Origin of the sequence: Brevundimonas sp. KM4 (genome assembly GCF_000964075.1) — a bacterium.
In the GTDB taxonomy this organism is placed as follows: domain Bacteria; phylum Pseudomonadota; class Alphaproteobacteria; order Caulobacterales; family Caulobacteraceae; genus Brevundimonas; species Brevundimonas huaxiensis.
On the sequence record NZ_JZRG01000008.1, the window covers coordinates 296,322 to 322,089 of the forward strand.

Annotated in this window: 27 protein-coding genes; 5 read left to right on the plus strand and 22 right to left on the minus strand. The window is 66.4% G+C overall.

Translation table 11 applies throughout. The features are described 5' to 3' along the window. Positions 1-26 precede the first annotated feature (26 nt). From VH88_RS05810 to cysG, 4 genes are read right to left on the minus strand one after another with little or no spacing between them, the layout of a single operon-like run. Entirely contained in the window at positions 27-1,103 is a 1,077-nt protein-coding gene (locus tag VH88_RS05810; RefSeq protein ID WP_052689503.1) for a phosphoadenylyl-sulfate reductase, read from the minus strand. Further along, positions 1,090-2,757: a nitrite/sulfite reductase gene (locus tag VH88_RS05815; RefSeq protein WP_045810390.1), complete on the minus strand. Its 1,668-nt coding sequence runs from the start codon at positions 2,755-2,757 to the stop codon at positions 1,090-1,092. Before VH88_RS05815 ends, VH88_RS05810 begins: the two co-directional genes overlap by 14 nt. Then, entirely contained in the window at positions 2,757-3,032 is a 276-nt protein-coding gene (locus VH88_RS05820) for a DUF2849 domain-containing protein (RefSeq protein ID WP_045810391.1), read from the minus strand. The genes VH88_RS05815 and VH88_RS05820 overlap by 1 nt, the downstream gene beginning before the upstream one ends. Beyond that, entirely contained in the window at positions 3,029-4,414 is a 1,386-nt protein-coding gene (gene cysG / locus VH88_RS05825; protein WP_045810392.1) for a siroheme synthase CysG, read from the minus strand. The genes VH88_RS05820 and cysG overlap by 4 nt, the downstream gene beginning before the upstream one ends. Positions 4,415-4,538: 124 nt before the next feature. Between cysG and gcvA the strand changes: the two genes are divergently transcribed. Beyond that, the gene (gene gcvA / locus VH88_RS05830; protein WP_017504469.1) at positions 4,539-5,468 is read left to right on the plus strand and encodes a transcriptional regulator GcvA; all 930 of its coding nucleotides are present in this window, start codon (positions 4,539-4,541) and stop codon (positions 5,466-5,468) included. 9 nt (positions 5,469-5,477) lie between these two features. Here gcvA and dxs read toward each other — a convergent pair whose 3' ends face one another. From dxs to VH88_RS05855, 5 genes are all read right to left on the minus strand, one after another. After that, positions 5,478-7,391, minus strand: a complete 1,914-nt coding sequence (gene dxs, locus VH88_RS05835; protein ID WP_156146763.1) for a 1-deoxy-D-xylulose-5-phosphate synthase — start codon at positions 7,389-7,391, stop codon at positions 5,478-5,480. 57 nt (positions 7,392-7,448) lie between these two features. Further along, positions 7,449-8,324 carry a polyprenyl synthetase family protein gene (locus tag VH88_RS05840; protein WP_039247080.1) on the minus strand — a complete coding sequence of 292 codons (876 nt, stop codon included), beginning with the start codon at positions 8,322-8,324 and terminating at the stop codon, positions 7,449-7,451. A gap of 79 nt (positions 8,325-8,403) precedes the next feature. After that, entirely contained in the window at positions 8,404-8,655 is a 252-nt protein-coding gene (locus tag VH88_RS05845) for an exodeoxyribonuclease VII small subunit (RefSeq protein ID WP_017504472.1), read from the minus strand. Between the two features lie 48 nt (positions 8,656-8,703). After that, positions 8,704-9,366 carry a histidine phosphatase family protein gene (locus VH88_RS05850; RefSeq protein WP_052689504.1) on the minus strand — a complete coding sequence of 221 codons (663 nt, stop codon included), beginning with the start codon at positions 9,364-9,366 and terminating at the stop codon, positions 8,704-8,706. 41 nt (positions 9,367-9,407) lie between these two features. Then, positions 9,408-10,328 carry a histone deacetylase family protein gene (locus tag VH88_RS05855; RefSeq protein ID WP_045810394.1) on the minus strand — a complete coding sequence of 307 codons (921 nt, stop codon included), beginning with the start codon at positions 10,326-10,328 and terminating at the stop codon, positions 9,408-9,410. 73 nt (positions 10,329-10,401) lie between these two features. Between VH88_RS05855 and VH88_RS05860 the strand changes: the two genes are divergently transcribed. Genes VH88_RS05860 through VH88_RS05870 form a run of 3 tightly spaced genes read left to right on the plus strand, consistent with a single transcriptional unit; the run spans position 10,402 to position 12,671 of the window. After that, positions 10,402-10,929: a GNAT family N-acetyltransferase gene (locus tag VH88_RS05860; RefSeq protein WP_039246930.1), complete on the plus strand. Its 528-nt coding sequence runs from the start codon at positions 10,402-10,404 to the stop codon at positions 10,927-10,929. Positions 10,930-10,949: 20 nt separating this feature from the next. Continuing rightward, positions 10,950-12,128 (plus strand): VWA domain-containing protein, encoded by a 1,179-nt coding sequence (locus tag VH88_RS05865; RefSeq protein WP_039246928.1) that lies wholly within the window; start codon positions 10,950-10,952, stop codon positions 12,126-12,128. A 45-nt stretch (positions 12,129-12,173) separates the two neighbouring features. Beyond that, positions 12,174-12,671, plus strand: coding sequence for a hypothetical protein (locus VH88_RS05870; protein WP_039246927.1), 498 nt, complete (start codon positions 12,174-12,176; stop codon positions 12,669-12,671). A gap of 68 nt (positions 12,672-12,739) precedes the next feature. Here the strand turns inward: VH88_RS05870 and VH88_RS05875 are convergent, their stop codons facing one another. The 3 genes from VH88_RS05875 to VH88_RS05885 all read right to left on the minus strand — a co-directional run bounded on the left by VH88_RS05875 (position 12,740) and on the right by VH88_RS05885 (position 14,423). Then, positions 12,740-12,919, minus strand: a complete 180-nt coding sequence (locus VH88_RS05875; protein ID WP_039246925.1) for a CsbD family protein — start codon at positions 12,917-12,919, stop codon at positions 12,740-12,742. Between the two features lie 83 nt (positions 12,920-13,002). After that, positions 13,003-13,446 (minus strand): NUDIX domain-containing protein, encoded by a 444-nt coding sequence (locus VH88_RS05880; RefSeq protein ID WP_039246924.1) that lies wholly within the window; start codon positions 13,444-13,446, stop codon positions 13,003-13,005. A gap of 14 nt (positions 13,447-13,460) precedes the next feature. Continuing rightward, complete coding sequence (locus tag VH88_RS05885; protein ID WP_231576603.1) at positions 13,461-14,423, minus strand: histidine kinase dimerization/phosphoacceptor domain -containing protein; 963 nt, start codon at positions 14,421-14,423, stop codon at positions 13,461-13,463. Between VH88_RS05885 and VH88_RS16430 the strand changes: the two genes are divergently transcribed. Next, positions 14,325-14,546 carry a hypothetical protein gene (locus VH88_RS16430; protein WP_231576584.1) on the plus strand — a complete coding sequence of 74 codons (222 nt, stop codon included), beginning with the start codon at positions 14,325-14,327 and terminating at the stop codon, positions 14,544-14,546. The genes VH88_RS05885 and VH88_RS16430 overlap by 99 nt on opposite strands. Here VH88_RS16430 and VH88_RS05890 read toward each other — a convergent pair. From VH88_RS05890 to VH88_RS05935, 10 genes are all read right to left on the minus strand, one after another. Further along, the gene (locus VH88_RS05890) at positions 14,501-14,923 is read right to left on the minus strand and encodes a response regulator (RefSeq protein ID WP_231576585.1); all 423 of its coding nucleotides are present in this window, start codon (positions 14,921-14,923) and stop codon (positions 14,501-14,503) included. The two genes, VH88_RS16430 and VH88_RS05890, sit on opposite strands and share 46 nt — an antisense overlap. Further along, on the minus strand, positions 14,920-16,446 hold the full coding sequence (locus VH88_RS05895; protein WP_052689506.1) for a CHASE3 domain-containing protein: 1,527 nt from the start codon (positions 16,444-16,446) through the stop codon (positions 14,920-14,922). Before VH88_RS05895 ends, VH88_RS05890 begins: the two co-directional genes overlap by 4 nt. A 62-nt stretch (positions 16,447-16,508) precedes the next feature. Continuing rightward, positions 16,509-18,605 carry a flagellar biosynthesis protein FlhA gene (gene flhA / locus VH88_RS05900; protein ID WP_156146773.1) on the minus strand — a complete coding sequence of 699 codons (2,097 nt, stop codon included), beginning with the start codon at positions 18,603-18,605 and terminating at the stop codon, positions 16,509-16,511. A gap of 13 nt (positions 18,606-18,618) precedes the next feature. Beyond that, the gene (gene bla, locus VH88_RS05905) at positions 18,619-19,524 is read right to left on the minus strand and encodes a class A beta-lactamase (protein ID WP_045810397.1); all 906 of its coding nucleotides are present in this window, start codon (positions 19,522-19,524) and stop codon (positions 18,619-18,621) included. Between the two features lie 4 nt (positions 19,525-19,528). After that, a complete protein-coding gene (locus VH88_RS05910) occupies positions 19,529-20,941 on the minus strand; it encodes a sigma-54-dependent Fis family transcriptional regulator (RefSeq protein WP_039246917.1) in 1,413 nt (470 codons plus the stop codon). Between the two features lie 36 nt (positions 20,942-20,977). Then, positions 20,978-21,310: a flagellar motor switch protein FliN gene (gene fliN, locus VH88_RS05915; RefSeq protein ID WP_045810398.1), complete on the minus strand. Its 333-nt coding sequence runs from the start codon at positions 21,308-21,310 to the stop codon at positions 20,978-20,980. Next, positions 21,310-21,972, minus strand: coding sequence for a flagellar assembly protein FlbE (locus VH88_RS05920; protein WP_045810399.1), 663 nt, complete (start codon positions 21,970-21,972; stop codon positions 21,310-21,312). The genes fliN and VH88_RS05920 overlap by 1 nt, the downstream gene beginning before the upstream one ends. 1 nt (position 21,973) lies before the next feature. Then, complete coding sequence (gene fliG / locus VH88_RS05925) at positions 21,974-23,008, minus strand: flagellar motor switch protein FliG (protein ID WP_039246914.1); 1,035 nt, start codon at positions 23,006-23,008, stop codon at positions 21,974-21,976. Beyond that, positions 23,008-24,648, minus strand: a complete 1,641-nt coding sequence (gene fliF, locus VH88_RS05930; RefSeq protein ID WP_045810400.1) for a flagellar basal-body MS-ring/collar protein FliF — start codon at positions 24,646-24,648, stop codon at positions 23,008-23,010. Before fliF ends, fliG begins: the two co-directional genes overlap by 1 nt. Positions 24,649-24,736: 88 nt before the next feature. After that, positions 24,737-25,756, minus strand: coding sequence for an alpha/beta fold hydrolase (locus tag VH88_RS05935; protein WP_231576586.1), 1,020 nt, complete (start codon positions 25,754-25,756; stop codon positions 24,737-24,739). Positions 25,757-25,768: the final 12 nt, after the last annotated feature.

Sequence of the window (25,768 nt, forward strand, 5' to 3'; positions counted from 1 at the left end):
TCAGGCGAAGGTCAAAACAAGGCGGATCAGGCGGCGGCCTGGCGTTGCCCTAAGTGGATGCCGCACTCGACCTTGTCCATGCCCGACCAACGTCCGGCGCGGGCGTCTTCGCCGTCTTGGACCGCGCGGGTGCAGGGCCAGCAGCCGATGGAGGCATAGCCCTGCTCGACCAGCGGATGGCGCGGCAGTTCGTTCTCCTCCAGCCAGGCCTCCACGTCGTCGGCGTCCCAGTTCGCCAGGGGATTGATCCGCAGCACCCCGTCCAGCACCTCGAACGGCTTCAGCTTCGCCCGTGTGGCGGATTGATAGCGTTTCCGCCCGGTGATCAGGGCGTTGAACTCCGCTGTCGCCCGCGCCAGCGGCCCCACTTTTCGCAGGTCGCAGCAGGCGTCGGCGTCGGTCTTCCACAGGTCGTCGCGCGCATCCAACGTCGCCTTCTCGCCCGCATCCGGCGTGACCAGCCGCACGTCGGTCAGGCCCAGCGCCTTGGTCAGCTGGGTGCGATAGGACAGGGTCTGGAGGAAATGCTGCCCCGTCTCCAGAAAGACCACCGGCACGGTCTTGTCCTCACCGGCGATGATGTCCAGCAAGGCGGCGGACTCGGCCCCGAACGACGAGATGGCGCCGACCCGCAAACCCAGCGCCGGGTCCAACGCCGCCTTCACGATCTCGGACGCGTCCTTGCCCGCCGTCTCGCGGTTCAGCCGATCGGCCAGGGCGTCCAGATCGCGGTCGTTGGACACCGCACGCCGACGCTGCCAGATCGTCGGCGCAGGATCGGCCGCCGGCTGATAGGCGCCGCTGAACGCCCGGTCCATCCGGTCCCAGGCCGCCTTGTCCGCGCCCTCGGCCAGTTCCACCGCATCGAAGCCCGAACGCCGCAGGTGTCGCGCCTGATCCGGCAGGACCTTGCCCGCCGCGATCAGCCGCCCGGCGTAACCCCGCTCTCGCAACACCGCCGCCAGCGAGAAGCCGCGCCCGTCGCGGAAGGCGCCGAACTCCAGCACCAGCGTGTCTTCGCTCGCGGCGGCCGTCTCAACCTCCTCCAGCGGGGTCGTCACCGACAGGCGCAACCCGTTTTGTATGCCCTCAAACCGTTGCATCGAGCGTCTCATAGATGGCGTCGCGGAAGGGATCGGGTCCGACGCGGCGCACCGTGTCGATGAACCGCTCGCCGTCCGTGCGGATTTGCAGATAGCGGTCCAGAGTCCGCTGGATGGCGGGCGCGACCTCGTCTGCCGGCAGGCTCTTGCCGACAATATCGCCCAGCGCCGCCTGTTCGTCGGGCGAACCGCCAACGGTGATCTGATAGTATTCCTCGCCCTTTCGATCGACGCCCAGGACGCCGATGTGGCCGACGTGGTGGTGGCCGCAGGCGTTGATGCAGCCGCTCATGTTGATGCGGACCGGCCCCAGCGTCTCCTGATAGTCCATGTCCGCCACACGCTTGGACAGAGCCTGCGCCACCGGGATCGAGCGGGCGTTGGCCAGGCTGCAATAATCCAGGCCCGGGCAGGCGATCACGTCGGTCGCCAGATCGGCGTTGGCCGTCGCCAGCCCCGCCTCTCGCAGAGCTCGCCACAGAGTCGGCACGTCGTCCAGCTTCACATGGGGCAGGACCAGGTTTTGCTCATAGGCGGCGCGCAGTTCGTCGAACGAATAACGCAAGGCCAGATCCGCCACCGCGTCCATCTGGTCCGCCGTGATGTCGCCGGGCACGCCGCCGACCGGCTTTAGCGACACCACCACCGAGGCATAGCCCGGCTGACGGTGGCGGCGGACGTTGTTACGCGCGAACTGGGCGAAATCGGGATCGGCCAGCAGGGCGCGCTCGAACGGGGCGCTGGTCTTGGGCAGGGCTTCGAACGGCGGCGGGGCGAAATAGGCCTGGATGCGTGCGGCCTCGTCCTGCGGGATCTGCAAATCCTCGCGGCGCAGGGTGGCGTAGTGTTTGTCCACCTCCTCGCGGAAGGCGTCGATGCCCAGCGAGGCCACCAGGATCTTGATCCGCGCCTTGTGGATGTTGTCTCGCCGCCCCAGCAGGTTCCAGGCCCGCAGAATGGCGGTCAGATAGGCCAGCAGGTCCGCCGCCGGGACCGCCGCCGCGATCTCCTGACCGATATGGGGCAGACGCCCCTGCCCGCCGCCGACGAAGACGCGGAAAGCCGTGCCGCCGTCCTCGCCCTTCACGATCCGCAGGCCGACATCGTGGGTGCGGATCGCCGCCCGGTCCTTCTCGGCGCCGCTCACCGCGATCTTGAACTTGCGCGGCAGGAAACTGAACTCCGGGTGGATGGTCGACCACTGACGGATGATCTCGCACCAGGGACGCGGGTCCTCGATCTCGTCCTCGGCCGCGCCGGCCAAGACGTCGGTCGTGGTGTTGCGGATGCAGTTGCCCGAGGTCTGGATGGCGTGCATCTCGACATCGGCCAGATCGCTCAGGATCGCCGGCAAGTCGGTCAGGGCCGGCCAGTTGTACTGGATGTTGCACCGCGTGGTGAAGTGACCGTAACCCTTGTCGTAGGTCCGCGCGATATGGCCCAGCCGGCGCATCTGACGACTGCTCATCACGCCATAGGGAATGGCGACGCGCAGCATATAGGCGTGAAGTTGCAGATAGACGCCGTTCATCAGCCGCAGCGGCTTGAACTCATCTTCGGTCAGGGCGCCGGATGCGCGGCGCGTCACCTGGTCCGAAAATTCCTCAACCCGTTCGCGCACCAGGGCATGGTCGAATTCGTCATAGCGATACATCAGCCCACGCCTCCGACGACGTTGTGACCCACGGTCGGCCCGGCCGAGCGGATGCGTTCCTTCAGTCGATCGCGGCCTGACGGCGCGTGGTCCTGAACCTCGAACAGATAGGGGTTCACGAAGACGTCCGGCCGCCCAGCGACATCAGCCAGCACGACCTCGGCCGCCGTATCGTCCAGCACCGAAGCCTTATCGATGTGCTCGACCGGCTGGTTGTCGACGCCTGCATAGATGACGCGGCCGTCCGACAGGCGGTTTGCAGTGACGATCTTCACGCCGCGACCTCCGCTCGAACATCCAGTCGGGCCGCCGAGAAGGCCGCCGTCTCGCCGACGAACAACAGAGCCGGGCCGATCAGGTCGGCGCCGCGCACCAGGGCGCCCAGCCCGTCCAGTCGCCCGGTCAGAACCCGTTCGTCCGGTCGGCTGCCATTCTCGACGACGGCCACGGGGGTCGAGGGTGAGCGACCCGCCGCAATCAGGCGCGCAGCCGTCTCCTCGGCTCGGTCCGTGCCCATATAGATGGCCAGGGTGTGGTTCGTTCCGGCCAGCCGCGTCCAGTCGGCCTCGACGCCGCCCGGCTTGGCCTGGGCCGTCACAAAGGTCACCGCCTGGGCGTGGTCTCGGTGGGTCAGAGGGATGCCCGCCGAGGCCGCGCAGGCCAAGGCCGCCGTCACACCGGGCACCACGAAGACCGGCACGCCGGCCGCCCGCATGGCCTCCATCTCCTCGCCGCCGCGACCGAAGACGAAGGGATCGCCACCCTTCAGTCGCACGACCCGATGACCGGCGCGGGCCTCTTCGATCATCAGGGCCTCGATCTGGTCCTGAGGCACCGAATGCTCGCCACGCGCCTTGCCCACATACAGCCGCTTGGCGTCGCGCCGCGCCCGCTCCAGCACCGCATCCGGCACCAGTCGGTCGTGGATGATGACGTCGGCGTCTTGCAACACGCGCAACGCCTTCAGCGTCAGCAGTTCCGGGTCGCCCGGCCCGGCGCCGACGATATGGACGACGCCCTGTTCCGGCGCGGTGACGTTCAGCAGGCGCAGCATCTCGCGCCGCGCCTCGGCCGTCCGACCTTCCGCCGCCAGGGTCGCGGCCGGACCCCGGAACGCCTTTTCCCAGAACCTGCGGCGCGCCATGAAGTCCGGCACGCTGGCCTTGACCGTATCACGCAACTCGCGCGCCAGCCGCGCCACATTGGCCAGTCCGGCGGGCAGCACGCCCTCGATGGCCGTGCGGATATCCCGCGCCAGAATGGGCGCCGATCCGCCGGTCGCCACGCCGATCACGACCTCGTCGCGGTCGATCAGGGCCGGGGTCTGGAAATCGCTCAGATGCGGCTTGTCCACCACATTGACCTGAGCACCCGCCGCCCGTGCGAGATGGCCCAGCCGCGTCAGCTCGTCGGCATCGTCCAGCGCCATGAACACCAGCCGTGCGCCGGCGAGTTCGTCAGCCTCTGGCGCACGCAGCACCGGTTCCGGCGCCGTCAACGGCGTCTCGATCTTGGGGGGCGCGCCGTCGGGCGCGAACCATATCACCTCAGCGGGCGTATTCAGAAACAGTCGCAGCTTCGCCAGCGCCGGCTCGCCGCCGCCGATGATCACGATCTTTGCGGCCTCCAGCGGAATGGAGGCGAGGAATACACGCATCGTCTTGCTTTCAGGGCCGTCGGGAGAGGAAACAGGGACGACGGCAGGGCGCGAACCTTCGTCTTCCCCGCCCAGAGCCGCAAACCAGATTGCCTTTGTCTCGCTGATAGGATTTCTATCCGCGATGGCCCGTCCCCTGCTCCCGCTCAACGCCCTGCGCGCCTTCGAGGCCGCCGCGCGGCATCTGAACTTCTCGCGCGCCGCCGACGAACTGTCGGTGACGCCCGGCGCCGTCAGCCAGCAGATCCGCCTCTTGGAAGACATTGTCGGCGGACCGCTGTTCGTGCGCGAGGCGCGGGGCCTGCAACTGACCGATCTGGGCCGCTCGTCCGTGCCGCTGCTGCGCGAAGGGTTCGAGCGGCTGATGGACGCCTCGGCCCTGTTGCGCGAACCGCCGCGTCGCAAACAGGTGTCGATCAGCGTGGCGCCCGGCTTCGCCTCCAAATGGCTGATGCCGCGCATGGACGACTTTCACACCGCCCATCCCGAGATCGAACTGTGGATCTCGGCAGACATGGAGCCGGCGGACCTGAGCGAGGGCAAGGTCGATCTGGCCGTCCGTTACGGTCCCGGTGACTATCCCGGCCTGACGGTCGATCGGCTGATGACCGAGACGGTTCTGCCGGTCTGCGCCCCATCGCTGATGGATGGCGACAAGCCGATCCGCAAACCCGCCGACCTGATCGGACACACGCTGCTGCATGACATGTCCAACGACGGCGACCCCAGCCGCCCGGACTGGGCCATGTGGCTGAAGGCGCGCGGTATTCGTCACCCCGACCCGCGTCGCGGCTCGCGTTTCAACCAGTCGGGTCTGTTGATCGAGGCCGCCATATCGGGGCGCGGCGTAGCCCTGGCCAAACGCACCCTGGCCCAGGCGGACCTGGCGTCAGGGCGACTGGTCGCGCCCTTCCCTGACGGATCAGAAGCGGTCGGCTTCGCCTACTACGTCGTTCAGCCCCGCGACCGGCCGCCCTCGCCCAGCGCGACCGCCTTCGTCGGCTGGTTGAAGAAACAGGCCGTGGATCACGACAATACGATGGGCCAGCTCTAGGCCCGAAATTTAGGCTCTGACGGCCTGACTGGCGGACACGCCCAAGGCCTGAAGCGCGGCGGCGGTGATGTGTTCGGCATTCAGGCCGGCCTGGGCGTACATGGCCATCGGCGCATCCTGGTCCTGGAAGACGTCGGGCAGGTTCAGGGTGCGGATCTTCAGCCCGCCGTCCAATGCGCCCTTCTCGGCCAGCAGTTGGAGCACGAAGGCGCCGAAACCGCCCATGGCGCCCTCTTCAACCGTGATCAGAGCTTCATGCTCGCGCGCCAGACGCAGGATCAGATCGGCGTCCAGCGGCTTGGCGAAGCGGGCGTCGGCGACGGTGGCCGACACGCCCTTGGCGGCCAGCATATCCGCCGCCTTCAGCGATTCCTGCAGACGCGTGCCCAGGCTGAGGATGGCGACCGAAGTCCCCTCGCGCACGATCCGGCCCTTGCCGATCTCAAGCGGCGCGGCCAGTTCCGGGATCTCCACGCCCACGCCGTCGCCGCGCGGATAGCGGAAGGCGCTGGGCCGATCGTCGATGGCCAGGCTGGTCGAGATCATCGCCGCCAGTTCGGCCTCGTCGGCGGCGGCCATCAGCACCATGCCGGGCAGCGCGCCCATGAAGCCGATGTCGAACGATCCGGCGTGCGTCGCGCCGTCCGATCCGACAAGACCCGCCCGGTCCATGGCGAAGCGCACCGGCAGCGACTGGATCGCCACGTCGTGGACCACCTGGTCGTAACCGCGCTGAAGGAAGGTCGAATAGATGGCGCAGACTGGCTTCATGCCGTCCGCCGCCAGACCGGCCGCGAAGGTCACCGCGTGCTGCTCGGCGATGCCCACGTCATAGGTCCGCTCAGGGAAGGCCTGACCGAACAGGTCCAGCCCCGTGCCCGACGGCATGGCCGCCGTGATCGCCACGATCGACGGATCGACCTTGGCGTGTTTGATCAGCTCGGTGCCGAACACCTTGGTGTAGCTGGGGGCGTTGGAGATGGCCTTGGCCTGCTTGCCCGAAACCACGTCGAACTTGACGACCGCATGCAGTTTGTCGGCGCTGCTTTCGGCGGGGGCGTAGCCCTTGCCCTTCTGCGTCACGACGTGAACCAACACCGGACGGTCCTCGATGGCGGCCGCCTTCTTCAGGATCGGCACCAGATTGTCCATGTCGTGGCCGTCGATCGGACCGACGTAATAGAAGCCCAACTCTTCGAAGAAGGTGCCGCCGGTGACCATGCCGCGAGCGTATTCCTCGGCCTTCTTGGCCGCCTTGCGGAACGGGCGCGGCAGGTGCTGAGCCACAGTCTTGCCCAGGCGGCGGACGTTCTGATAGGCGCCGCCCGACACCAGGCCGGCGAGATAGGCGCTCATCCCGCCGACCGGCGGCGCGATCGACATATCGTTGTCGTTCAGGATGACCATCAGCTGGCCGCTGGTCGCCTCGGCGGCGTTGTTCATCGCTTCATAGGCCATGCCCGCAGACATGGAGCCGTCGCCGATGACGGCCACCACGCGGTTCTTCTCGCCCTTCTGGTCACGCGCGGCGGCGAAGCCCAGGGCGGCGCTGATGGAGGTCGAAGCGTGCGCCGCGCCAAACGGATCGTATTCGCTCTCGCTGCGCTTGGTGAAGCCCGACAGGCCGCCGCCCTGGCGCAGTGTACGGATGCGGTCGCGCCGCCCGGTCAGGATCTTATGCGGATAGCACTGATGACCGACGTCCCAGATCAGTATGTCCTTGGGCGTCTCAAACACATGGTGCAGCGCAGTGGTCAGCTCGACCACACCCAGACCCGCGCCAAGGTGGCCGCCGGTGACGGACACGGCGTCGATCGTTTCGGCCCGTACCTCCTGTGCCAGCTGTTTCAGCTGGGCGATATCGAAGTCCCGCGTGTCGGCGGGCGTCTTGACGGTGTCGAGTAGCGGGGTGTCGGGCATCAGCCGTAAAACCTTGGAAAGTCTGGTCGATCAACCCGCAGGTCGGTTCAACGTTTCGTATCAGGACCGGCGCTTTAGCACAAAGTCCACGCTGGCCCTGAGGATTTCGGCCTCGTCGCCGAACGGCTCCAGGTGCGACCGGGCCTGGTTTGCGAGATGCGCGACCCTTTGCCGCGCCGCCTCCAGACCCAGCAGGGTGACGAAGTTGGTTTTGCCAAGAGCCGCGTCCTTGCCCCCGGCGGCCTTGCCCATTTCTTCGGCCGAGCCTTCGGCGTCCAGCAGGTCGTCGACGATCTGATAGGCCAGACCGACATCGTGGGCGAAGCTGATCAGGGCGTGCTGCTGCGATGTCGAGGCGTCGGCGATGATCAGGGGAATTTCGAAGGCGTAGGCGAACAGGGCGCCGGTCTTCAGTCGCTGCATCCGCGCGACGCCGCCCAGGTCGTCGCGCACGCCCAGCAGATCGATCATCTGACCGCCCGCCATGCCGCGCGCGCCGGACGCCAGCGACAGCCGCGCCGCCAGTTCGCAGCGCACGGCCGCATCTTCGTGGGTGTCTTCGTGCAGGATGATGTCGAAGGCGGCCGTCTGCAGCGCATCGCCGGCCAGTACCGCCGTCGCCTCGTCATAGGCCCGGTGAACGGTCGGCCGCCCCCGGCGCACGTCGTCGTCGTCCATGCACGGCAGGTCGTCGTGAACCAGGCTGTAGGCGTGCACGCATTCCAGCGCGCAGGCGGCGCGCAATACCGACCGCTCATCGATGTCGAACAGGCGTGCGGCCTCCAACGCGAAGAACGGCCGCAAGCGTTTGCCAGGGCCCAGCGCCGCATAACGCATCGCCTCGGTCAGACGGGATTCGGGGCCCTCGGCGCGTGGCAGCAGTTCATCCAGCGCGACCGTGACCAGATCGGCGACCTCGGCCACGCGATCGATCACCGCCTGTTCCGGCGAGTTCGCGGCGATGACGCGGTTCACGAGAACCGGCTCCAGACCAGGATCGAAAACGATGCAGGGATCATTCGAAGGACGCCGCCTCGACGCCTTTGGCCTGACCGTCAGGGCCGACCACGATCTTTTCAACACGCAGTTGAGCCGCCTTCAGCCGCGCCTCGCAGTGGGCCTTCAGCTTGGCGCCCTCTTCATAGAGGGCGATCGATTCCTCCAGCGGCGCTTGGCCGGATTCCAGGCGAGACACGATGGTCTCCAGGCGCTTCAGGGCGTCTTCGAAGCTGAGATCGGCGGGGATGGCGGCGGCGGTATCGGTCATGGCGCGGACCCTAGAGGCGCGCGCGGGGCGCATCAACGTCAGAAGCGGCTATCGCTTCTCGTAGCGACGCTGCGACCAGTATTTGAAGCCCTGGTTCTGGACCAGTTTCCAGCCGTCGGCCTTCAGCGCGCGGCCGACCATGTGGTTGAAATAGCCGTGGGCGAAAACCAGCACGTCCTGCCCGCTTTCGGCGCGCGCAATCAACTTTTGCGCCGCCTGATCGGCTCGCGCCTCGGCCTGGGCGCGGGTTTCCTGGCCGCCGTGGTGATCGAAAGCGTGCCACCAGAAGCGCGACACCACGCCCCACCATTTGGGCGACAGCTTGATCCATTCCGGAATCGGCGGCGGCGGCAGGGGCGCCTCGATGAACATGACGTCAGCCATGACCTCGCGCCCGGCGGCGACCGCAGCGGCGGTTTCCTGAGCGCGCTGACGGGTCGAGGCGTAAATGGCCCCAGCGCCCTGCGCCGCCGCAACCAGTTCGGGCGGCGGCGTCTGACCGGCCAGCAGGCCGCCGATCTCATACTTCGCCCACCAGTCGCCGTACTGGCGCGCCGAAATCAGGCATTTGCGCGACAGGGCCGGCTCGCCGTGACGCGTCAGGATGATGGCGCCGGGACGAACAGCGACAAGCGCGCCGACAGATGGCGCGGCGTCAGGCGGGGACACGGACAGTTCGGTCGAATCGAGGGACAGGGCGGGGGCTGACATGACAAGCGGACGGGCCTTTGGTTTCAAGGCGTTAAGCGTCCTCAGTCCTCCCCGAGCGCAGCGACGTGGGCGACCGCAGAGCGGCCTAGCCCTTCAAGGTCGTAACCGCCCTCAAGCGCGGACACAACCTTGCCCGAACAGGTCCGACGCGCGACCTCCAGAATCGCGCGCGTCGCCCAGGCGAAATCCTCGGCTTCCAGCGACTGATGCGCCAGTGGATCGCGCCGGTGGGCGTCGAAACCGGCCGAGATCAGGATCAGGTCCGGCCGGAACGATTCCAGCGCCGGCATCAACCCGCCGGCGAAAGTCGCGCGCCAGTTCTCGCGCGCCGCATGGGGCGCCACCGGGGCGTTGACGATATTGCCGACGCCCGTCTCGGACGCCGCGCCCGTGCCGGGATAGAGCGGCATCTGGTGGATGGAGGCCAGGAACAGGCTGTCGTCGTCTTCGAACGCCGCCTGGGTGCCATTACCGTGGTGAACGTCGAAATCGACGACCGCCACCCGCGCCAACCCTTCGGCCTGAGCTGCTCGCGCCGCAACGGCGACGGAGGAGAAGAGGCAAAACCCCATCGCGCGGTCCGGCTCGGCGTGGTGGCCAGGCGGGCGCACGGCGGCGAAGGCGCGATCCATCTCGCCACGCGCCACGGCTCGCACCGCATCGATCGCCGCCCCCGCCGCCAGCCGCGCCGCCGGCACGCTGCCGGGTGACAGGACGGTGTCGGCATCCAGCTGGACCATGCCGGCGACCGGCGAGGCGTCCAGCAGGCGTGCGACATAGGCGGCGGGATGCACTCGCTCCAGATCCGCAACCTCGGCCTGGGTCGCGGCGCGCCGGTCGCGGGCCAAGCCTGCATCTTCCAGCGCGTCCAGCACAGCCTTCAGTCGCTCGGGACTTTCGGGATGGCCCGCGCCCGGGGTGTGGGACAACATGGACGGATGGGTGAAGATCGGCAGAGACATTGAAGCGACGATACGCCGGGCTTTCGGACTTGTCGCCCGTGACGCGCACCAAGGCGCGCGCTAGAGCCAAGGCATGACCGAGACCGTGATCCGCCCTGCCCGCCCCGAAGACGCCGCCGCCCTGGGCGCCCTGGGGCGCCAGACCTTCATCGACACCTTCGTCGAGGGGTTCGGCATCCCCTATCCCGAGGCGGACCTGAACGCGTTTCTGGACGCCAGTTTCGATCTGGAGCCGACGCTGAAGAAGTTGGCAGAGCCCGACTGCGCCTGGTGGGTGGCTGACCGGGACGGCGAACTGCTGGCCTTCGCCAACGCCGGCCCCAACGGCCTGCCCCACCCCGAGGCCCGACCATCGCACATGGAACTGCGCCGGCTCTATGTGTCAAAGGCGGCGCAAGGTCTGGGGCTGGGAACCCGACTGCTGAAGCTGTCTCTGGACTGGATGGAGACCCACACAGACGGACCGCTGTGGATCGGCGTCTGGAGCGGCAACGACAAGGCCCAGCGCCTCTACGCCGCCTACGGCTTCGAGAAGGCGGGCGAATACGACTATCCCGTCGGCGCCTGGCGCGACCACGAGTTCATCTTGCGGCGCGACTGATCCGGGTTCACATCCCTCTCATGCTCCTGCCCTTCTTCACCGCGCTGCGCGACGCCAAGGTTCCGGTGTCGATGAAGGAATGGCTCCATCTGATGGAGGCCATGGATCGCGACGTGGCGGGGCGCGAGATCGAGGCCTTTTATCACCTGTCGCGCGCGGTCCTGGTCAAGGACGAGAAACACTATGATCGGTTCGATCAGGTATTCGGCACGGTATTCAAGGGCGTCGAGTCGGTCGGAACGGGCGAAGACCCGACCACCGACATTCCCGAGGACTGGCTGCGGCTGCTGAACGAAAAATATCTGACCGACGAGGAGAAGGCTCAGATCGAGGCTCTGGGCGGATTCGACAAGCTGATGGAGACGCTGAGGCAGCGTCTGGAAGAGCAGAAGGAGCGTCACTCCGGCGGCTCAAAGTGGATCGGCACGGGCGGGACCAGCCCCTTCGGACACGGCGGCTATAATCCCGAAGGCGTTCGCATCGGCGGTCCGGGCAAGCATGGCCGGGCGGTCAAGGTGTGGGAGAAGCGCGAGTTCAAGAACCTGGACGACACGGTCGAGTTGGGCACCCGCAACATCAAGGTGGCGCTGCGTCGTCTGCGCCGTTTCGCCCGACAGGGCGCGCCGGACGAACTGGATATCGACGGCACCATCGACGGCACCGCGCGTCAGGGCTGGCTGGACATCCAGATGCGGCCCGAGCGACGCAATACGATCAAGGTGCTGCTGTTCCTGGACATTGGCGGTTCGATGGACGGTCATATCAAGCTGGTCGAGGAGTTGTTCTCGGCGGCCAAGACCGAGTTCAAGAACTTGGAGTTCTTCTACTTCCACAACTGCCTGTACGAAGGCGTCTGGAAGGACAATCGTCGTCGGCACACCGAGCGTATCCCGACGTGGGATCTGCTGCACAAATACCCTGGCGACTGGCGCGCCATCTTCGTCGGCGATGCGACGATGAGCCCTTATGAGATCACCATGCCCGGCGGCTCCGTCGAGCACTGGAACGAGGAGGCCGGCGCCGTCTGGATGAAGCGGGCGCGCCAGCAGTGGGAGAAGTCGGTCTGGCTCAACCCCGTTCAGGAGCGGTACTGGGACTACACCGCCTCCGTCGGCCTGTTGCGTGAGGTAATGGAGCAGCGAATGTTCCCGCTGACCCTCGAAGGCCTCGACAAGGCGATGCGCGCCCTGACAAGGTAGAGGACGTTCGGGCGAACCGCCTGAACCTTTACGAAGGGTCCGACCATGATCGCCGCCGCCTTCGCCTTGCTGATCCTCCAACAGACTACGCCGACCGTCGTGTGGAATGCGCCCGCGCCGGAGGCGGTCGTCGAAACGCCAGCGCCGCCGCCCGAGCACGATGTGCCTGCCTGGGGCCTGGCCGATCCCTTCGGCTTCGAGCGCGCACGGTGCAGCCCGCTGGTGCGCGGCCGGAAGTCCATGGCCGAATGCCAGACCGAGGTGCGCGAACAGCTGGCCATCGCCATGGGACCGGACCTGCCGGAAGCTCTACGCCCCAGCGGCATGGCCGGCGACTGCCAGATGATCCGGGCCAGCGCCGCGGGCTCGGACTATGCGGTCCAGTGCGGCCCGCAGTCACGCACGGCGGCCGCGCCCTCGAGCCTGCGCGAAATGGATTGTCGTCCGCGTCCGGTGGAGGGCGGGTTCAGCTCTGAGTGTCGCCCGGTCGATGGCGCCGACAAGAAGGGGCTGTCGCTGACCCTGTGGGGCGACAAGGATTGATCGAAACAGAAAAGCGCCGCCCGCTTTCGTGGACGGCGCTTCGCATCTTCGCGCATTTCTAGTGAGGCTTAGGCCTTATCGCGCAGGCTGTCCTTGGCCCCGCCGACGGCATTCTGAACCTTGCCTTCGACCTGATCGGCCTTGCCTTCGGCTTGCAGCTTGGTGTCGCCGGTCAGCTTGCCGACGCCTTCCTTGATCTTGCCGCCGATGTTCTTGGCGGCGCCTTCGATACGGTCATGATCAGCCATGGAAATCTCCTGTTTTCATCGCCGCGACATGGCGTTGCGGTTCGGAAAATAAACGACTTCGCTAATGGCCCGTTCCGTAAGGCTCAGCTTGGACGGCGCAGCCAGACGGCGACAGCCCAGGCGTGGGAATCGTGTCGCAAGCGCGAGATGGCGAAGGTCGGATCAAGCCAGACCAGCGTGTGATCGTCCTCACATTTCGCATCGGGATTTTCCGCCGCCACGGTCGCCGTCCAGAAGCCCCCGACGTTATTCACCGGCTCGCGCGTGGACCGCACGAAATATTGGCTGGCCTCGGCGATGCGGTTCAGCGGCGTGACCGTCAGGCCGGTTTCCTCGATAAATTCGCGGATCAGGGCCTGGACCTCGGTTTCTTCCAAATCCACGCCGCCGCCAGGCAGGTCGAAATAGGGACCTGTCTCGCGCTCGACGCGCACACAGGCGATCAGGCCGTCGCGCTCGACGATGCCGAACGCGGTGGCGCGGTGACGATAATCCGAAGCGGGTTTGCGAACGCCGAACTGCAACATGACGACAACCGACCCTAGAGGTCGAACGACAACCTGGCGCGCACGCCCTTGTGGGCGCCGTCGAACTCGACCGCCGACCGCAGGCCGGACGCCATTGCGGAGATGATCTTGGCGCCCAGACCGGTGCCCTTGGGCGTGCCGTCGCCCATACCGGGACCGTCGTCCTCGACCGTCAGCATCACGCGATGCTCGCTCTCGCGGCGCATATGAATGCGAATCTCGCCCCCCTGCCCGGGGGCATAGGCATATTTGACCGCGTTGGTGACCAGCTCGGTGACGATGACGCCGATCGACACGGCCTGGTCGGTCGTGACCGACAACGGCTCGGCGTCCAGCGTCAGTTTGGGCGATCCTTCGTCCGGTCCGATGGACTTGGACAGTTCGTCCATCAGCCCGACCAGATATTCGTCCATCGCCACGTGGCTCATGTCGCCGGACGTGTAGAGGCGGCGGTGAACATGGGCGACGGCCTCGATCCTCGCCTGCGATTCGCGCAACGCGTCCTTGGCCCCCTGATCGGTGACGTGGCGCATCTGCAAGGACATGAAGCTGGACACCAGTTGCAGCGAGTTGCCGACCCGGTGGTTGACCTCGCGCAGCATCGCCTCGGCCCGATCCCGCGCCAGGCGGATTTCTTCCTGCGCCAGTTGATTCTCGCGCTCTAGTCGACGGCGCGACAGGGCGTCCTCGAGCGCCGAACGCAACAGGGAGGTGAAGTCCTCCGTCACATCCTTGATGACATAGTCCGCCGCGCCCGCGCGAAGGGCCGCGACGGCGATCCGACCATCCTGCGCGCCCGTCACATAGACGACCGGAGGCGGCGTGGTCAGGGCCAGGATATCCGGCAGGACGTCCAGCCCATCTCGCGTCGGCATGTAATGATCCAGCGCACAGATGTCGTACTCGCTCTGCTGCAACAGCTCCAGACCCGCATCGCCGTCTGGCGCGCAGGTGACGGCGTAGCCGTGACGCCCCAGCTCCTTTTCGACCAGCCGGGACAGACCCCGATCGTCGTCGATGTAGAGCAGGCGGATGGGCTGGGACGCGTCGATCGTCAGATCTCCGGCGCCTGGATCACCGACAGGAACAGGCCCAGCTGACGGATGGCGCCGGCGAAGGATTCATAGTCCACCGGCTTGGTGATGTAGACGTTGCACCCTAGGTCATAGCAGCGCTGGATTTCGACCTTGTCGTCGGTCGTCGTCAGCACCACCACCGGCGCGCGGCGAAGGCGCTCGTTGGCCTTCACCTTTTCCAGAATGTCCGTGCCCGACATATCCGGCAGGTTGAGGTCCAGCAGGATCAGCAGCGGACCATTGGTCAGGATTTCATCGCTGAACAAATAATCGAGCGCCGAACCGCCGTCATCGAAATGCTTGATCTCGTTGTTGATGTTGGCCCGGCGGATGTTCTTTTCGATCAGTTTGGCGTGGCCGTGGTCGTCTTCGACCATGATGATTTTGACGGGTTGCGTCACAGCGCGCCTCCGGGTTCAGACAGGATCAGTCGTTTGGGGAATTTGAGCAGGAAAGTCGAGCCTTTACCCAGCTCGGACTCCACGTCGATCGTGCCGCCTAGGCGGCGCACGCTGTTTCTGACGAACGCCAGCCCCAAACCTTCGCCCGAACGGTCCTGTTTTCCGGAACGACGGAACAGTTCGAAGATCCGCTCGTGGTCGCGCGGCGCGATGCCCCGACCGTTGTCCACGATCCGGTAGACTACCCAGCCGCCCGGCACGTCCTCGCCCGATACGACGATCTCGCCCGGTCGGTCGTGATCCAGATATTTGACGGCGTTGTCGATCAGATTGCCGACGATCTGCTCCATCGAAATCCGGTCGCTCTCGATCTCCGGCAGCGACTGCACCTCGATGCGCGCGCCAGAGGCTTCGGTCTGGTGGTGAACGCTGTTGGCGATGTTCTGGGCCATCGTCGTCATATCCAGCGGCTCTGGAAGCAGGTTGCGACGACCTTCGCGCGACAGCTTCAGGATGGCGTTAATCAGCCGGTCCATCTTCTCGGTCGAGGCGCGGATGAAGCCGATGGCTTCGGGCATTTCCTCGCGCACGGCGGTGACGATCTCGGGATCGACCACGCGCGTCTTTTCCGCCTCATAGATCGCCTTGTCGACGATCTTGCCCGCCTGCTCCAGTTCGGAGGTGTAGCCCATCACGTTGACCAGCGGCGCGCGCAGGTCGTGGCTGACGATATAGGCGAAGCGCTGGATTTCCTCGTTCGCGCGCATCAGGTCGCCGGTGCGTTCGCGAACCTTGTCCTCCAGGCTGGCGTTGGCGGCGTCGAGCGTCGCGCGAGCCGCCTGAATCTCGGCCACGTAACGCCGCACAAGCCAAGCCGACAGCAAGGCCAGAACGATGACCAGAAGCCCCGCGATGGCGTTCATGACCACCGTCAAAACACCAGACCGTTCCGACGCGATGCGTCGGTCTTCGATCCGCTTGGATTTCAGGGCGTCGAACGTGTCCACAGCCGCGCGCAGTTCGTCCATGTAGCGCTTGCCCTCGCCCGAGCGCACGGCCTGGATCGACTGACCGATCCGTCCCTGCTGAGCCAGCGACACGGTGCGCTCCATCTCCGCCCATTTGCGATCGGCGAGGCGATGAATGGGGTCGACGGTCGACTTCAGGGTCGGGTCGAGCGCCGCCCCCTCATCCAGGAAGGCCAACGCCGGCGCCATGTCCGCCCGCGCGCTTCGATAGGGTTCGAGAAAGTCGCTGCGTCCGGTCAGCAGAAAACCCCGCTGGGCCGTCTCGGCGTTCAGCATGGCGATCAAGGTGGTGCGCGCCGCCCGGCGCATCTGCTGAGCGTGTTCGATGCTCTGATTCACTGACGCCGTGCGCTGGATCATCACGAACGTCGTCGCATTGACCAGGATCAGCAGCCCGAACACCAGGACCAGCATCGCCGACATGGACCGGGCCAACGACGGCGTACGCATGAAGTCGCGCAGGCGCGACCATTGGGATCGGAGGTTCGGACTCATGACGGCGGAGCTTTAGCGGGGCGCGTCGTCGCGTCAAACGCCAAACTGCCAAGTCGGCGGGATCAGACCTGACCCAGGGTCCGCAGCCGGGCCTTGGGATGGATCTCGTTCTGGCTCATCACGACGGTCTGGCCGCGGAAACGTTCGATGATCGATCGCACATAGGGCCGCGTCATCGGGCCGGTCAGCAGCACTGGATTCTCACCCGTCATGGCGATCCGCTCGAAGGTGTCGCGCACGGCGCGGATGAAGTCCTGGAGGCGGGACGGCGCCATGGCCAGCTGCTTGTCCTCGCCATTGCCGATCAAGCTTTCGGCGAAGGCGTTTTCCCATTCCGGCGACAGGGTGACGATAGGCAGGGCCCCTTCGGCGTCCTTATTCTGCCAGCACAGTTGCCGGCCCAGGCGCGCACGAACGTGTTCGACCAGGGTCGTGACGCTGGAGCTGTGCGGCGCAGCCTCGGCCAGGCCTTCCAGGATCGCCGGCAGGTCGCGGATCGACACCTTCTCGCGCAGGAGAGACTGCAACACCCGTTGCAGCGTCGTGACGGTGACCACGCTGGGCACCAGTTCCTCGACCAGCTTCTTCTCTTCGGCGCCCAGTTCCTTCAGCAGCTTCTGCACCTCTGCGTAGGATAGCAGATCGGCCATATTGTCTTTCAGGATCTCGGTTAGATGGGTCGTCAGCACCGTCGACGGATCGACCAGCGTATAGCCCCGGAACGTCGCCTCCTCGCGCAGACCTTCCTCGATCCAGGTCGCTGGCAGGCCGAAGGCGGGCTCGCGCATATGCTCGCCCGGAAGCTCGACCTGACGACCGGCCGGATCCATCGCCATCAGGTGGCCCAGCCGCACCTCGCCCGCGCCCGTCTCCATCTCCTTGATGCGGATGGCGTAGCCCTGGGTCGGCAGGCGCATGTTGTCGAGGATGCGCACCTGGGGAATGACGAAGCCGTATTCCTGGGCCAGCGATCGGCGCAGGGCGCGGATTTGGTCGGTTAGGCGCCGTCCCTCAAGATCGTTGATCAAGCTGAGCAGCGAATAGCCGAGTTCGATCTTCACCTCGTCGATGGTGAGGACGTTGGCGATCGGCTCTTCGACGTCTTCCTTGGGTTTTGCGGCTGCGGCCGCCGCCGCGATCTCCGCCTCTGTCGGCTGAGGCTTCAGGCGATTGCGACCCAGCCGCCAGGCCATGAAGCCCGATCCGATGGCCAGCGCCGCGAACGGGATCAGCGGCATGCCGGGGATCAGACCGATCAGACCGGCGGCGCCCGAGACCACGCCCAGCGACACGGGATTGGTCGCCAGCTGGGTGACCATCGCCTTGTCCGCCGTGCCTTCGACGCCCGCCTTGGACACCAGGAAGCCGGCGGCGATCGAGATGATGATGGCCGGCACCTGCGTCACCAGACCGTCGCCGATGGTCAGTTGGACATAGGTGTTGGCGGCCTCCATCGCCGGCATGCCGTGTTGCAGCGTGCCGATCAGTATGCCGCCGATGGCGTTGATGAAGGTGATGATCAGCCCGGCGACGGCGTCGCCGCGCACGAACTTGGAGGCGCCGTCCATGGCGCCGAAGAAGGTCGATTCCTGCTCCAGTTCCTTGCGACGCAGCTTGGCCTGGTCTTCGGTGATCAGGCCCGATGACAGATCGGCGTCGATGGCCATCTGCTTGCCCGGCATGGAGTCCAGGGTGAAGCGGGCGGACACTTCGGCAATCCGGGTCGAACCCTTGGTGATGACGACGAAGTTCACCACCAGAATGATCGCAAAGATGATCACCCCGATGATGAAGTTGCCGCCCATCATCAGCTGGCCGAAGGCGTTGATGACCTGACCGGCCGCCTCGTGACCTTCCTGGCCGTGGGTCAGGATCAGGCGCGTGGAGGCCAGGTTCAGGCCCAGCCGGAACAAGGTCGAGACCAGCAACACCGTGGGGAAGATGGCGAAGTCCAGCGGCCGCTTCATCATCACGGCGGTCATCAGGATCAGCACGCTGGACACCAGCGAGAAGGCCAGCAGCAGATCCAGCAGGAACTTGGGCACCGGCAGGATCAGCAGCATGATCACGCCGATCACGCCCACCGCCATCAGGACTTCGCCGCGGTTCAGCCAGCCGATCACGTCGCGGCCCGTCGGGCGCGCCATGCCGTCCTTCATCAGGATCGGCGCATCAGCCACGACCCAAGACCTTCAGTGCGCGACGAGTCGCCTCGGCGATCACGGCCGCGTTCGCGTCGTCCGACGTCGCCCCGGTCGCATGGTAATAGGCGGCGACGATCACGGGCTGACCGTTCGGCGGATACAATAGGCCGATGTCATTGGTCGGCCCATAGCCCCCCGTCCCCGTCTTGTGCGCGACCCGCCACTCCGCAGGCGTCCCAGCCCTAAGACGATTCTGACCCGTGGGCGTATCGGTCATCCACTGCAGCAACAGGGCGCGTGACGCTGCGGTCAGGGGCGAGGCGGAATTCAGAAAAAGACGCCGGAGATTGGCGACCGACTGGTTGGGAAGGATTGTATCCTTGTCGCCGTCCAGACGATTCATCTCCGGCTCGAAACGGTCCGAGCGAGTGCTGTCGTCGCCGATGCCGCGATAGAAGGTCTGCATCGCCGACGGCCCGCCCATGGCCTTCAGCAACAGATTGGCGGCGGGGTTGTCGCTGACCTCCACCGCGCCCTTCAGCAACTGCTCGACCGTCAGGCTGGCGCCGACGGCGGGCTCGGTCACCGGAGCGTGGTTGATCATGTCCGCCGTCGTGATCGGAATGCGGCGATCCAAGCGCTCCTGCCCGGCCTGAACTCGCAACAGGGTCGCGGCGGCCAGATACATCTTGAAGGTCGAGCAATAGACGAAGCGTTCGTCGCCGCGCCAAACCAGCTTTCGCCCTGTCGCCGCGTCCTGAACGACGAAGCCGAGACGGCCGCCATTGCGCGTTTCCAGGTCGGACAGGTCAATGACCTCGTCTGACGCAGGGGCGGACGCCGCAGGGCGTGATTCCGCACCCGGAGAACAGCCGACCGCGCTCAAGGCGGCCAGCCCCGTCAGGACGCATCGGCGCTCCACGGGTGCGCGCATGGGTTCAGGCCGCGTAGCCCGAGGCGGAAACGCCGCTCATCGGCGCCGGAATGGCCGTGCCCTCATCCGCGTATTCGTTCAGCTTGTTGCGCAGGGTGCGGATCGAGATGCCCAGGATGTTGGCCGCGTGGGTGCGGTTGCCCAGGCAGTGGGTCAGGGTGTCCAGGATCAGCGTCTTTTCCATTGCCGCCACGGTCTGACCCACGAAGCTGCGGGTCACGGCGTCGGCCGCCTGGGCGGCGCGGGCGGCCACCCCGGCTTGCGGCGCCTCATAGGCCTGTCCCGCCATCATACCCGCGCCCATGCCGCCCAGCGGCTGACCATCCGGCAAACGGATGGCGTCGATGTCGATCTCGGGGCCGGTGGCCAGCAGCACCGCGCGGTGCATCGCGTTTTCCAGCTCGCGGACGTTGCCTGGCCAGCGATGGGCCGAAATGGCCTGACGCGCGGCGGCCGAGATCGGACGCACCGGCACGCCGTTGGCGGCGGCGTACTTCTTGATGAAGTGGTCGGCCAGAACCACGATGTCGCCGGGCCGCTCGCGCAGGGACGGCAGGCGCAGGTTCACCACGTTCAGGCGATACAGCAGGTCTTCGCGGAAGGTGCCTTCCGCCACGGCCTTGGCCAGATCGCGGTTCGAGGTGGCGATGATGCGGATGTTGACCGAAACCGGCTTGGAGCCGCCCACGCGGTCGATGACACGCTCCTGGATGGCGCGCAGCAGCTTGGCCTGAAGCCGGGCGTCCATCTCGGAGATTTCGTCCAGCAGCAGCGTGCCGCCGTCGGCCTCCTCGAACTTGCCGATGCGGCGCGCGACCGCGCCGGTGAAGGCGCCCTTCTCGTGACCGAACAGTTCGGATTCCAGCAGATTGTCGGGAATGGCGGCGCAGTTGACGCTGATGAAGGGGCGCTCGGACCGGCGCGAATGCTCGTGCAGATACCGCGCCATCACCTCCTTGCCGACGCCGCTTTCGCCGGTGATCAGGATCGAGGCTTCCGAGCGCGCGACCTGATCGGCCAGTTGCAGCACCGCCTTCATCGACGGGTCGGCCGAGATCATCGGCTTTTCGTCGTCGGCGACGGCCGACAGGACAGCGGCGATCAGTTCGGCGTCGGGCGGAAGCGGGATGAACTCCTTGGCCCCGGCCTTGATCGCGGCGGCGGCCTCTCGCGCATCGGCGTCGACGCCGAAGGCCACGACCGGAATGGTGATCCGCTCGGCCTCGTTGGCGGCGATTAGGGCGGCGATGTCCAGCTGATAGTCGACCATCAGCAGGTCGGCCCCCTGCCCCCGTCGCAGTTGCTCGGTCGCCTGGTCGGCGCGCTCGACGTGATTGACCTTGGCGCCGTGCGCCATGGCCATCTTCACTGCCGAAGCGAGCTGGCCGCTCAGTCTGCCTACCACCAGAAGACGCATCGTTCTTCTCCTCTAATCTCTAAAACCGGTCGCCAATCAGGCGCCCGAATCCTCGGTCTTGATGATTTCCGTCATGGTCACGCCCAGCCGGTCGTCGACGACGACGACCTCGCCGCGCGCGATCAGGCGGTTGTTGACGAAGATGTCGATCGCCTCGCCGACCTTGCGATCCAGCTCCAGCACCGAGCCCTTGTTCAGCTTCAGCAGCTGGGCCACCGACATGTGGGACTTGCCCAGAACCGCCGAGATGTTGACCGGCACGTCGAAGACGGTAGCCAGGTCGGCGGCGCTCTTCTCGCCGCCGTCGTCCAAGGGCGGCAGGCCCGAAAGGCCGGAGAATTCCTCCAGCGCCAGGTCGTCGGATGCCATCAGAACATGCTCCTTTCGACGGGAAGGGTTTCGGCGTGTCCGGCCTCGGCGGCCAGGGCGGCGGTCAGGGCCTCGGCGACACGCTCGGCCGAACCTTGCGGATCGTGATCGGCGCGCCCGTCGGCCCATTCCAACTGGAAGGCGGCCTGAGCCATGCCCGGTTCATCGCGGAAGGCGACCACGCCGGTAAAGCCGCTGTCGGCGCAGGCGCGCTCGATCAGGCCGCGCGCCTCGTCATCCAGGCCGGAGGCGCGAACGACCAGACGCGGCGAGGCGTCGATCTCCTGCGCCAACAGTTCCAAAGCAGCTTTCAGCGGCGCATGCGGAAACCGGTCTAGAGCGGCCCCGGCGATGGTGCGCGCAGCAGCCAGGGCCAGGTCAGCGGCCTGTTCGCGGTGCGCCTGGGCCACAGCTTTCAGGGTCGGGATGGCCGAGGCGACAGCCTGGGCGATGTTGCTCAGGGCCATGGCGCGGATGTTTTCGACCTCGCTGAGCGCCTGTTCGCGCGCTTCCAGACGCCCTTGCGCGACCAGGGCCTCGACCTCGGCCGGCAGATAGGAGCGTTTGGCCGGCGTCCAGGCGCCGGGACGCACGACCGTGCCGTCCGCGTCGAACTCTGTGTCGAAGGCGAAGAGGCGCCGGATTTCAGGAGACTGGGTCATGTCAGTAGATCAACTCGTCGTCGGCGCCCTGACCGGCCAGCATGATGTCGCCTTTGGCGGCCAGATCCTTGGCGACCTGGACCATGGCCATCTGGGCGGCGTCCACGTCCTTCAGACGCACCGGCCCCATCGACTCCATGTCCTCGCGCATGATCTTGGACGCGCGTTCGGACATGTTGGAGAAGAACATCTCGCGCAGACCTTCGGATGCGCCCTTCATCGCCAGGCCCAGCGAATCCTTGTCCACGGCGCGCAGCAGGGTCTGCACCCCGCCCGGATCCAGCTTGGACAGGTCTTCGAAGACGAACATCAGGGCGCGGATGCGTTCGGCCGATTCACGATTGCGCTCTTCCAGGGCGCCGATGAAGCGGGCCTCAGTCTGGCGGTCGAAGCTGTTGAAGATGTCCGCCATCATCTCGTGGCTGTCGCGCTTGGAGGTCCGCGCCAGGTTGGACATGAACTCGGTGCGCAGCGTGGCCTCAATCTTGTCCAGGATCTCGCGCTGCACGGGCTCCATGCGCAGCATCCGCTGAACGCATTCCAGGGCGAAGTCTTCCGGTAGGCTGGTCAGGACGCGGGCGGCGTGGTCCGAGCGCACCTTGGACAGGATCACGGCGACGGTCTGGGGGTATTCGTTCTTCAGATAGTTGGCGAGAACGGCCTCGTTCACATTGCCCAGCTTGTCCCACATGGTGCGACCGGCCGGACCCCGGATTTCCTCCATCAGGCCGTCGACGCGATCCTTGGGCAGGAAGGCGGCCAGCAGCTTTTGCGTCTGCTCGTAGCTGCCCATGACCGAGCCCGAACCGGACAGGCCCGAGACGAACTCGATCATCAGGGCCTCGACGGCCTCGGCGCTGACGTTGCCCAGGGTCGCCATGGCCTGGGAGATTTCCTTGACCTCGTCGTCGTCCAGCCGCTCCCACAGGGCGGTATGTTCTTCGCCCAGCGCCAGCAGGATGACGGCGGCCTTCTCCGGTCCCGACAGCTTGTTGGGATCGTCGATCGAGGCCTTCTTGTTGACCAGCTTCGCCATCAGCCTTCGGCCACCCAGGATCGCAGAATGCCGGCCGCGTCATCGGGATGCGACTGAACGAAGTCGGCGACCTTCTTGACCGACGACGCCTTCACCTGACCCTCGATGCGGGCGATGTCGATCTTCTGTTCCATCTCGCTGGGCGCCGGCAGCTGAACCAGCTGAGGCTGGCCGTCCGGGCCGATCACCGTGGTCGCCACGGTCGTGACCGGCACGCCGTTGGCGCCCGCCAGCGCCGGCAGATTGCCCCCGCCGCCCGCCGCCGTCTTCAGCAGAGGACGCAGCACGAAGAAGATCAGCAGCAGGGCGACGACCGTCAGAATGCCCAGCTCGACGAAACGCATGATGTCGTTCTTGGAGAAGTCCAGCAGCGACGACTTGCCGTCCAGACCGCCCTCGATGCCGGTGTCGTGGTTGAAGCGGACGTTGATGACCTCGATCTTGTCGCCGCGTGCCTCGTCGATGCCGGCGGCGGCCGCGACCAGCGACTTGATCTGGGCGATCTCCTCGGCCGTGCGCGGCGCATAGGTCGGCTCGCCCTTGCCGTCCTTGGCCGGCGTCCATTTGCCGTCGACCGCGACGGCGACGGCCAGTTTCTTCACCTCGCCCGGCTCCTTGGTCGTGGTCGTGGTGGTCTTGGAGATTTCGTAGTTGGTCGTCTCGGCGTTTTCCGAGTTAGTCGAACCAGCCGGCGTCGCGCCGGGCGCAGCCCCGCCAGGAATGTTGTTCATCGCGGTCACGCCGCCGTCGGGCTGGGCGCTGTTGTCTGCGGATTGCGAGCCGTTGGTCGTGGTCGAGCGAACGACCTGACCATCGGGATCGAACTTTTCTTCCTGGGTCGTGGCGCGGCTCTGGTCGATGTCGGCCGTCACCTGGACACGGGCGGCGCCGGCGCCGACGACGCCTTCGACGATGTCCTTGATGCGGGCCTGAAGCTGGCTCTCGGTATTGCCCTTGGCCTCGGCGGCGGAGGCCGAGGTGAAGGTTCCGTCGTCGCTGCCGGCCGCCAGGGTGCGGTTCGTCTGGTCCGCCACGGTGACGCGGTCGGGCTTCAGGTTCGGCACGGACGAGGCCACCAGGTTGCGGATCGCCCGCACCTGATCGCTCGTCAGGTCACGCCCGCCCAGGCCCACCAGAACGGCGGCGGTCGGTTCGCCGGCGGCCGAGGTGAACATCTCGCGGCGCGGCATGGTGATGTGGACGCGGGCGGCCGTGATGCCGCGCATGGACATGATGGTGCGCGACAGTTCGCCCTGCAGGGCGCGCTGTTCGTTCAACTGCTGCTGGAACTCGGTCTGACCCAGGACCGACTGGCTGTCGAACAGCTCGTAACCGACCGATCCGGACGTGACCAAACCCTTGCCCGCGACCAGCATCCGCGCCGTGCCGACCTCGTCGCGGTTGACCATGATGGTCGAGCCATCGCCCTTGGAGGAATATTTGATGCCGGCCTGGTCCAGGGCGGCGGTGATCTCGCTGGCTTCGCGCAGATCCAGGTTGGAATAGAGCAGCGCGTCGGGCGCCTGGCCCATGCGCAGCATGATGGCGACCAGCACGGCGGCCACGCCTGCGGCGACGCCGAGGACCGCAGCCAGACGGCCGATCCCGAACTTCTGCAACGCCGCTGTGAAGCCGCCCACGCGTCCCCGCCCCCTACTCGCGGGAGACACGAACGCCCCGCTAGGCAGAAAATGCCGCCTGGATGGTAAACGTCGCGTTAAGACCCGCTTAAGGGCGCGCCCTGCCCGCCTGAAGCTGCGGCAAGACCGCCGGCGCACGGGACGGCAAGGGAGCTTTCGGGTCTCTCAACCACGAGACGACGTCGCGATAGACGATCTCGGCGTCCAGATCGCGGTTCAGCAGATGCCAGCCGTTCGGATACCAGGCGGTCCGCAGCGTTCCGCCCTCCCGCTCGGCCCGCTCAAGCGCCGCCTTCATCGGCCCTTTCTTCACCACCTCGTCGTGGGCGCCGTACATCAGGATGGCGTCGCCCCTAATGCGGCCCAGGCTGCGCGATGAGGCCTCCATCAGATCGACCAGCCCATAGACGGTGTCGAACCGCGTCGCGAGGATGCTCATCGGATCGCGCCCGTTGCGGATCAGCTCCAGCGTATTGGATGAGGCGTGGATGTCGCGCGTGATGAACTCCGGCGGTTCCAGCGCCACGTCGCCCAGCGCCCGCGCCGCAATGTTCAGCGCCGTGCTGTTCAACGGTCCTTGCGTCGACCAGCCCCACACGCCGGGCGCCAGCAGCACGATCCGGTCCGCATCCGGCGGATTGTCGGAGCCGAAAGCCGCCGCCGTCACCGACCCGCCCATGCTCTCGCCCACCACGGCGATGACGGCATTGGGATAGCGGGCGCGCGCCATCGCGGTGATCTCGCGCAGGTCGTCGGTCATCCGCTGCTGCCCGGCCCATTCGCCCCGCCCCGGCGCCCCGCCGAAGCCACGCTGATCGTAAGACCAAGTCTCGATCCCCTGCTCGGCCCACCAGGGTCCGGCCAGACGGAAGCTGGCGTCGTGATCGTTCATGCCGTGCAGGGCCACGATCACCGCCCAAGGCTCCCCATCCTTTGGACCCCAATGCAGATACGGCAGGCGCGCGCCATCCGACATGACCAGCGTCCGATCCTCGACATGGGCGCCGGCAAAACCCGGCGGCGGCGTCAACGGCGGCTGAATATGGGGTGCGGCGCAGGCTGATAGAACGAGCGCGGCGGCCAGCGGCGTAAGTCTGGAGGCGATCAAGGCCATGTGTCC

Excerpts from the sequence above, each read along its gene's own strand:
- VH88_RS05845 (WP_017504472.1), bottom strand. The coding sequence starts at position 8,655 with ATGACCGATACCGCCGCCGCCATCCCCGCCGATCTCAGCTTCGAAGAC.
- VH88_RS05855 (WP_045810394.1), bottom strand. The coding sequence starts at position 10,328 with ATGTCTCTGCCGATCTTCACCCATCCGTCCATGTTGTCCCACACCCCG.
- VH88_RS05810 (WP_052689503.1), bottom strand. The coding sequence starts at position 1,103 with ATGCAACGGTTTGAGGGCATACAAAACGGGTTGCGCCTGTCGGTGACG.
- VH88_RS05895 (WP_052689506.1), bottom strand. The coding sequence starts at position 16,446 with ATGAGTCCGAACCTCCGATCCCAATGGTCGCGCCTGCGCGACTTCATG.
- VH88_RS05850 (WP_052689504.1), bottom strand. The coding sequence starts at position 9,366 with ATGTCAGCCCCCGCCCTGTCCCTCGATTCGACCGAACTGTCCGTGTCC.
- VH88_RS16430 (WP_231576584.1), top strand. The coding sequence starts at position 14,325 with ATGATCCAGCGCACAGATGTCGTACTCGCTCTGCTGCAACAGCTCCAG.
- fliG (WP_039246914.1), bottom strand. The coding sequence starts at position 23,008 with ATGGCGAAGCTGGTCAACAAGAAGGCCTCGATCGACGATCCCAACAAG.
- flhA (WP_156146773.1), bottom strand. The coding sequence starts at position 18,605 with ATGAAGGACGGCATGGCGCGCCCGACGGGCCGCGACGTGATCGGCTGG.
- VH88_RS05920 (WP_045810399.1), bottom strand. The coding sequence starts at position 21,972 with ATGACCCAGTCTCCTGAAATCCGGCGCCTCTTCGCCTTCGACACAGAG.
- VH88_RS05875 (WP_039246925.1), bottom strand. The coding sequence starts at position 12,919 with ATGGCTGATCATGACCGTATCGAAGGCGCCGCCAAGAACATCGGCGGC.
- cysG (WP_045810392.1), bottom strand. The coding sequence starts at position 4,414 with ATGCGTGTATTCCTCGCCTCCATTCCGCTGGAGGCCGCAAAGATCGTG.
- bla (WP_045810397.1), bottom strand. The coding sequence starts at position 19,524 with ATGCGCGCACCCGTGGAGCGCCGATGCGTCCTGACGGGGCTGGCCGCC.
- VH88_RS05870 (WP_039246927.1), top strand. The coding sequence starts at position 12,174 with ATGATCGCCGCCGCCTTCGCCTTGCTGATCCTCCAACAGACTACGCCG.
- VH88_RS05865 (WP_039246928.1), top strand. The coding sequence starts at position 10,950 with ATGCTCCTGCCCTTCTTCACCGCGCTGCGCGACGCCAAGGTTCCGGTG.
- VH88_RS05815 (WP_045810390.1), bottom strand. The coding sequence starts at position 2,757 with ATGTATCGCTATGACGAATTCGACCATGCCCTGGTGCGCGAACGGGTT.
- fliN (WP_045810398.1), bottom strand. The coding sequence starts at position 21,310 with ATGGCATCCGACGACCTGGCGCTGGAGGAATTCTCCGGCCTTTCGGGC.
- gcvA (WP_017504469.1), top strand. The coding sequence starts at position 4,539 with ATGGCCCGTCCCCTGCTCCCGCTCAACGCCCTGCGCGCCTTCGAGGCC.
- VH88_RS05880 (WP_039246924.1), bottom strand. The coding sequence starts at position 13,446 with ATGTTGCAGTTCGGCGTTCGCAAACCCGCTTCGGATTATCGTCACCGC.
- VH88_RS05910 (WP_039246917.1), bottom strand. The coding sequence starts at position 20,941 with ATGCGTCTTCTGGTGGTAGGCAGACTGAGCGGCCAGCTCGCTTCGGCA.
- VH88_RS05860 (WP_039246930.1), top strand. The coding sequence starts at position 10,402 with ATGACCGAGACCGTGATCCGCCCTGCCCGCCCCGAAGACGCCGCCGCC.